5 protein-coding genes and 1 pseudogene are annotated in these 6,960 nt (G+C 58.4%); 3 read left to right on the top strand and 3 right to left on the bottom strand.

The annotated features are described in order from the left end of the window. The 3 genes and pseudogenes from HMPREF3011_RS10150 to HMPREF3011_RS10140 all read left to right on the top strand — a co-directional run. Positions 1-643: pseudogene (locus HMPREF3011_RS10150) on the top strand (glycosyltransferase family 2 protein); the annotation flags it as partial. 146 nt (positions 644-789) lie between these two features. Beyond that, entirely contained in the window at positions 790-1,989 is a 1,200-nt protein-coding gene (locus HMPREF3011_RS10145) for a hypothetical protein (RefSeq protein WP_070841480.1), read from the top strand. A gap of 206 nt (positions 1,990-2,195) precedes the next feature. After that, positions 2,196-3,296 (top strand): PDDEXK family nuclease, encoded by a 1,101-nt coding sequence (locus tag HMPREF3011_RS10140; protein ID WP_070841479.1) that lies wholly within the window; start codon positions 2,196-2,198, stop codon positions 3,294-3,296. A 581-nt stretch (positions 3,297-3,877) separates the two neighbouring features. On the opposite strand, the gene HMPREF3011_RS10135 is transcribed toward HMPREF3011_RS10140, so the two are convergent. The 3 genes from HMPREF3011_RS10135 to HMPREF3011_RS10125 all read right to left on the bottom strand — a co-directional run bounded on the left by HMPREF3011_RS10135 (position 3,878) and on the right by HMPREF3011_RS10125 (position 6,946). After that, complete coding sequence (locus tag HMPREF3011_RS10135) at positions 3,878-4,984, bottom strand: glycosyltransferase (protein WP_070841478.1); 1,107 nt, start codon at positions 4,982-4,984, stop codon at positions 3,878-3,880. Between the two features lie 164 nt (positions 4,985-5,148). After that, positions 5,149-5,931 (bottom strand): galactan export ABC transporter ATP-binding subunit Wzt/RfbE, encoded by a 783-nt coding sequence (locus tag HMPREF3011_RS10130; RefSeq protein ID WP_038627279.1) that lies wholly within the window; start codon positions 5,929-5,931, stop codon positions 5,149-5,151. Between the two features lie 46 nt (positions 5,932-5,977). Next, positions 5,978-6,946, bottom strand: a complete 969-nt coding sequence (locus HMPREF3011_RS10125; RefSeq protein WP_083327095.1) for a galactan export ABC transporter permease subunit Wzm/RfbD — start codon at positions 6,944-6,946, stop codon at positions 5,978-5,980. Between the last annotated feature and the right edge of the window lie 14 nt (positions 6,947-6,960).

Below are 6,960 nucleotides of genomic sequence, written 5' to 3'. Positions count from 1 at the left end.
AAACGCCGCCCAGTACTTCGGCCTGCGCAACTCCCTCATCGCCGCCACCATGCACGGCGATGTCACCGCGAAGGACATGGTCAACGTCGCTTCACGACGAATCCTCTCGAACCTGGTCTCCATGCGCTACGGCCTGGCCTGGACGCAGATGGAAGCTGTTCGTGACCTGCTGCGTGGCCCGGAGGTGCTGAAGAACGCATCGCAGGGCGACTTCGCACGCATTTCTGCTGGTCGAAAGAACTTCCCGGAGACCGAGCTGCTGCCGATGCACGAGATGCCGGGTGGTCTGACTCCGGTTCGCCCACCGTCACACGAAATCTCCAGTGAAAACAAGACGATGGCAAAGCGGCTTGCGTACACCCAGATGGGCAAGAAGCGCCCGGGTCCGGTGGCTGTGGCCTTCGAGGACTCCTTCTGGTGGCACATTTCCACCTTCGACGATGTCTGGGTCACCGATGCTTCCCAGAACGGTGTGCGTCACCTGGTCCGCGACCTGGACAAGGAAAAGTCCATGCGTGCCGAGACCATCAGCCTCATGCGCGAACTGTCCTCCAAGTGGGACGACCTTGCGAAGCAGTGGCGTGCCGCCGTGCCGTCGCTGACCAGCGAAGACAACTGGGAAAAGTTCTTCCAAGGCGAGTAGTCCTGGTGAGATTGGGCTGAGCCCGGACGGGGTTAATCCCTAGAGTGCAGAAACCGGCGGATAGCAGGAAATCCGCCAGCTTCTGGCTTTAATATTGTTTATTCACCTTAAAAGTTCATAAATTTTCGAACGGAGTCTCGCCTCGTATGACTACGCCCATGCCCCCGAATAACACAGGCGACAAAACACGCAAACAGCTCATCACCATTCTGGTGCTGCTGGTACTAATCATCCTTGCAATGGTCGTGTTCCTGTTTGTCAAGATCTCCGGGGATCGGGGTGGCGATTCGGCGTCTGCTGAGGGCAGTGTGTCGTCGTCAAGCGAAAATGGCGATGCGCAGGTGCAGGCGCAGGCGGAGAAGGCCGTCGTTGTGTACAAGCAGGTGCTGGCGAATCCAGCGCCACTGCAGACTTTTGTCGGTGAAGTTAGTCCTGGTGGGGCGATGAAATACGCGCTCGTGCATCTTGATGATGGGTGCGTGCCCGAGCTGGTGCTGAACTATGGCACAAGTGCGATGAGCGCCGAAATTGATGCGATTGGTGTCTACGGCATCGACGAAAATGGCCAGGAAGTTCAGTTTCAGAATTCCTACCATAATGGTGTGACTTCAACGGGCGGTGTACGTCGCGCCCTTCAGCGAGCTACTGGTCAGCCGGGTATGTTCTCGTTTTCTGCAGAGAGGATGGGGCGCGATCAGGAAGATTTGCTGGTGACGCGCCAGGGCAATGAGCTGGTGGAAACGCCTGCGAATCCGGGTGCCGGGGAGTTCGAACAGTTTAACTGGATTCCAGCGGACAACCTGGATATTGTCGAGGCCATTGCTGCTGGTAATGACTGCGCGCCGGGCTCTGGCTCGGGCTTGAATGGTGCTGATGGTTCTGGTGCCGATGGCGCTGATGGTGCCAACGGTGGCCCGAACCCGACGGTGGGGCAGCAGGCTGAGGGGTCTGGGGCTGGGTCTGGTTCGCAGTCCGGGGCTTCGGATACGGGTTCGCAGGGGTCGAGCAATGGCGCCAGTGGCCAGCAGACGGTGACCGGCACGGTGAAGATTTTCCAGAATCGAGCCGAGGTTCTCGCTTATCAGCAGCGTGAGGATCCCAACCCCCATATTGCCGACGATCGACAATTTGCGATTTTGGTTCTTGACCAGCCAACTGACGTGACAGCCAAGCTCGCAGGAAGTAATGAAACTGAAACACGCACTATTGACCATGTCGTGATTAACCCAAATCTCCACAGCGACGGGGAAAAGGCAACGATTAGCTTCTCGACTGACAAGACATACTGGCCGTCGGACACGGGCATCCCGTTCGGTCTCGCTGTTGAGGACGGCGCCAAGGGGTAAGTAAGCCACAGTTGGGTATCCGCAGCTAGTTATCCACAGCCGCCAAATTGTCCACAGTTAAGGGCCATTCGGCGGCTTTTATTCTGCCAATTTTCACGGAGTCGGCCATAAATGAAGGCACTAATTCCAATGCGTGAGTTCCTGTAGTCAGCCTGCAACGAACCTGCAGCCAAAACGCAACCAACCTTAGGGAGTGCCGAACACCAATGCCAACCTGGAATTACGATTCCGATGGCCTCATCCACTCGGCTGCGCAGAAGCAAATCAAGCATCCTTGTGAATATGTCAGTGCCAAGTCAGAGCTGGATAATCTGCACGGCCACGTCGAAAGCACAAGTATTCGAGATAAATCCCTACTCAGACTGGCGCACGGCACCTACATCGAGTGCTCTCGCTGGAATGCTCTGTCAGCATTCGAACGTTTTCAACTGCAGATAAAGGCACTGGTCAAGCCAGGTTCCGGAACAATCATTACAGGCGAAGCAGCCGCTGCGTTGCATGGTATCCCGTTGCTTGTACGAAATGCCACAATCGCGCTTGCCAATTCCGGCCTGCGCCGACCTGGCGGCGGATTGCGCCATGTCGGTGGCAAAATCCTCGAACAAGACATCGTTCGCATTGGTGGGCGCTGCGTTACCGATGTGCCGAAAACCGTCATCGATATCTGCCGCACCGCCGAGTCTGAAAACGGGCCAGTCGTCGTTGACACCGCACTACGGCAGTGGTGTGACCTCGAAGAATTGCATACAGTCCTCACAAATTACCCACGCTCGCCGGGGACTCGTCGTGCCCGTGAGCTACTTCGAACTGCCAGCGAACACAGCGAAACCATCGGTGAGTCAATCACAAAGAAATGCATAATCGACTCAGGAATTGCCACGCTTTACGACGAAAAATGCGTGCTCATGCAGCAAGTCGAGTTCTATGACAGTGAAGGATTCATTGGGCGCGTCGATTTTTATGTGCCTCATCTGAATTTGATCATTGAGTTCGATGGGCTGACTAAGTATTCCGGTGGCGGGGTAGCGGCTACGGAGACTGTACTTCTGGCAGAGCAAACTCGCGAGAAGCGTCTGAGGAACCTCCACTTAGATGTACTCCGCTTCCAATGGTCACAGGTCATTAATGGGGACTGCGTGGAGGTCTTGCGACAGTTCGCTATTCGGCAGAGTCAGCGTATTCAGGCAGGTGGGTTGGTATTTTCGTCCGAAGTTGGGCGTTTTCGTCAAGCCACTGTCCCGTATAAAGATCGGCAGCTCCGTGAGTCCAGAATCCAGCAGCGTAAGCAGCGTTTGCAGCGTTTGTAGCTTCTGGAAAATGCGCCGACCTCGCGCGACTCCAGCTAAGTTCAGCTGCTGACCTGTCGCAATTGTGCTGACCGGACTTGGAACGATTTCGAGCGGACTGGCTCGGATTTCCAGCGACTTATGGCCAGTTTCACTTCACTCATCGACGGTTTTTCAAGACTCATCGACGCTTTTTGGCCGTCGTGCTCACTCATGGCCAACTTCTCGCCACTTGTCGATGTTTTTCCGGGACTTATGGCCAGCTTCCCGCCACTTATCGATGACTTTTCAGGACTTATGGCCACGCTGTTGGCCTGGCCCGCGCACTTATCGTAGGACTATTCACTTATGCGCAGGCTGTAGCGCATCGATGAGTGAATACCTCATCGATATGTCAGTGGAGTAGTGGGGAACCAGGGGTTAGGTAACACTTTTGCGCACTGAGCACTCGAAATGCGGACTACATGACCCGGGTGAGGCCAAATATGCAGGCCAGTGCAACCTCGGCCCCACCAGCCCCAGCGCTGCAGTCCCAGCGCCGCAATGCCTGCGCTGCAACCCCAGCGCCGCAAGCTCAGCCCCCCCAGCGCCCCCAGCCCGAACTACTTCGACTTCGGATCGAAGCGCTCGAAGTTCTCCGCGCGGCCCTGTTTCAAAAGCTTGAACCAGCGGTAGAAGCCGCGGACATCGCGACGCTGGACCAGGAAGAACCAGCCGAAGCGCAGGAACTCCTGTGGCATGAGCTTGCGCATGCCGGGCTGGCTCATCAGGTAGCCGCGGTTGCGGTAGGTGAAGTAGCGCTTGAAGTCATTGGTCGGGTACTGCGTGTGCATCTTGCCGCCGAGAATGGGCACAAATTCACCCGAGCCGGAGGGGTGCAGGTAGGCCGTCGTCAAGCATGTGCCGAACCGGAGGCCGGAGCGGACTAGGCGGCGGTGGAATTCGACCTCGTCGCCGCGGATGAACAGGCGGTAGTCGGGAACGCCGAGCTGTTCCAGCGAGCGGGCGCTAAACAGCGCGCCGTTGAACAGGGATGCGATGCCGGGCAGGAGGTCGTGGTTGCCGTCGATGGTCTCGAGGTCGCTAGGCAGTTCGAGCCCGGTAGCAGCCTTCTGATCTGCGAAATTGGTGAACCACTTCGTGCCCTCGGAGTCGCGTACTTCCGGGAGTTTGGGGTTGATGCCGCTTTCGAAAAGCTCCTCGCGATGACGGCGCCACACCAGCCCGCGGCGCAGGGGGAATGCCAGCTTGTTCGGGGCCTTAATGTCGCAGACCACCGGCGAGACAGCGTCGAGCTGGTGACGTCGCGCGCAGCTGTGCAGCGCCTTCAGCACGTAGGAGTCCTCCGGGCGGCCGTCATCATCGGCGCACCAAATCCACTCCGCGCCCAGCGACAGCGCAGTCAGCATGCCCAGTGCGAAACCACCAGCGCCGCCCAGGTTCGTCTTGGAGCCGAAGTAGTGAATCTCCGGCGCCGATCCGCTTTCCGACGACTGCTGCGCCGCCACCTGCTCAGCGAGCTCCTTGACCTTCGGGTCGTTGCCGTTGTCGACGATGATGAGCCATTTCGGCATGTGGGTCTGGCTGGCAACGATGGGAAGCGATTGACGCAGGTCCTCGATGCGGTTGTGAGTCACGACGATCGCGGCCGTAGCTGCCTCATCGTGCTTTGGGTGGTCAGCCGAGTTATCGCTCACTTCGTTCTCCATCGGGGACGTACCGTTTATTACTGTTTTTATTGCTGTCTATCTTGCCATGTTGCTTCGGGTGAGCAATTCCACCCATCCGTGCCAACCACCCGCGCCGCCCGCAATCTGCCCACGAGCCGCTCGCTAGGCCACTATGGACCCGCACCCGGCTCCCCGCGAAGCTGCTACCGGCGCTGCGCGAGCACGTTGCGCACCTGGTCGGCGGCCTCTTTACCTTCGTAGGCTTCGACCACTTCGTCGACAAGCCCTGCCTGTCGAACCGTACCGTGATCAATCCACAGTGCCGTGTCACACAGCTGCGCCAGGAATTCATTCGAGTGCGACGCAAACACCAGCAGACCGGAGCGGTCGACCAATTCGGTCAACTTCGTCCGGGCCTTCGCCATGAATGCGGCGTCGACGGCTCCGATGCCTTCGTCGAGAAGCAGAATCTCCGGCTCAATGGACGTGACCACACCGAGCGCCAAACGCACGCGCATACCGGTGGAGTAAGTGCGCAATGGCATGTGCAGGTAATCGCCGAGTTCGGTGAATTCTGCGATTTCGTCGAGCTTGGATTTCATCTGCTTGCGCGTCTGCCCCAGGAACAGGCCACGGATGATGATGTTTTCCAGGCCGGAGATCTCCGGGTCCATGCCGACACCGAGGTCGAACACCGGCGCCACACGCCCGCGCACATCGGCGGCACCGCGCGTGGGCTCATAGATTCCCGACAGTAGTCGCAGCAGCGTGGACTTACCCGCTCCGTTGTGGCCTACCAAGCCGACGCGGTCGCCCTCGCGCAGATGGATGTTGATGTCCTTCAGCGCCTCAATGACCACGACATTGGAGTCATTGCGGCCAATCGCACCACCCGCGGCGCCGAGGAACGCCTTCTTCATCGACCGCGATTTGGCGTCGAAAATGGGGAAGTCAACGCACGCGTTGTAAGTATCAATGCTGACCATGCTTATCCCTTGCTAGTTCTATTCGCTTAACGACGGCCTTTGCGGCCTAAACCCAGTAGCTCACGCGGGAGCGCCACAGGCGCATGGTCCCGAGTGCCAGCAACAGGCCAACTGCGGTGCAGGCGAGGACGATCCACCAGTGGTAGGTATCCACCGGCTGGCCGGTCAATGGGGCGCGGATGATTTCCAGGTAGTGGAACAGGGGATTGATCTCTGCGATGCGTGCGCGTTCGGCGACGGCACCGCCCTGTTCCTCCAGTGTCTTGGTGGTCCACACAATCGGAGTCATGTAAAACACCAGCTGAATTAGGGAATCCAGCAGTGGTGCCACGTCGCGGTAGCGCGTAGCGATGATGCCGAAGAACATCGTCACCCACACACCGTTGACCACCAGCAGTGCCATCGCGGGGATGACCAGGAAGAAGTTCCAGCCCAAATCCGGACGGAAGACCAGCACGAGAATCAGCCAGATCACCATGTTGTGGGCCAGGAAAAGCAACTGACGCCACACCAGCCTGTAGACGTGAACACTCAGCGCACTGGGCAACTGTTTGATGAGGCCTTCATTTTCAATGAAGACGGTTGCGCCCTCGCGCACGCAGCCGGAGATGAAGCCCCAGATAATCAGACCAACGGTCACGTGCGGCAGGAAGAACGCCAGGTCCTGCTGGAACAGCAGCGAGTACAGCAGGCCGAGAGCCAGGGCCATTGCGCCGGTGGCAATGGTGATCCACAGCGGGCCAAGCGTGGAGCGACGGTACCGCTGCTTGATGTCCTGCCAGCCCAGTTGCAGCCACAGTTCGCGCTGGCCAAAGCCGGTAGCCAGATCCCGCCAGGCAGCGCCCATGGTACGGGAACGCGACTTGAAAGCCGGTGCCTCACCCGTTGCGTCAACCATTCGCGCAATGTCGCGGCGGAGGGTTTCCTCCGTGCGGAGAGCGGAGCCATTGCGCACAGTATCGGCAGACTGGTCGGCTGCGTCTGCGGATTGGCAATCATTTTCTGCGTTAGTCACGTCTCCAAACTACT

Source organism: Corynebacterium sp. HMSC074C04 (assembly GCF_001838295.1).
GTDB classification, from domain to species: domain Bacteria; phylum Actinomycetota; class Actinomycetes; order Mycobacteriales; family Mycobacteriaceae; genus Corynebacterium; species Corynebacterium amycolatum.
Note: the sequence above shows the minus strand (reverse complement) of the source record. Positions and strands in the feature narration are given on the sequence as shown.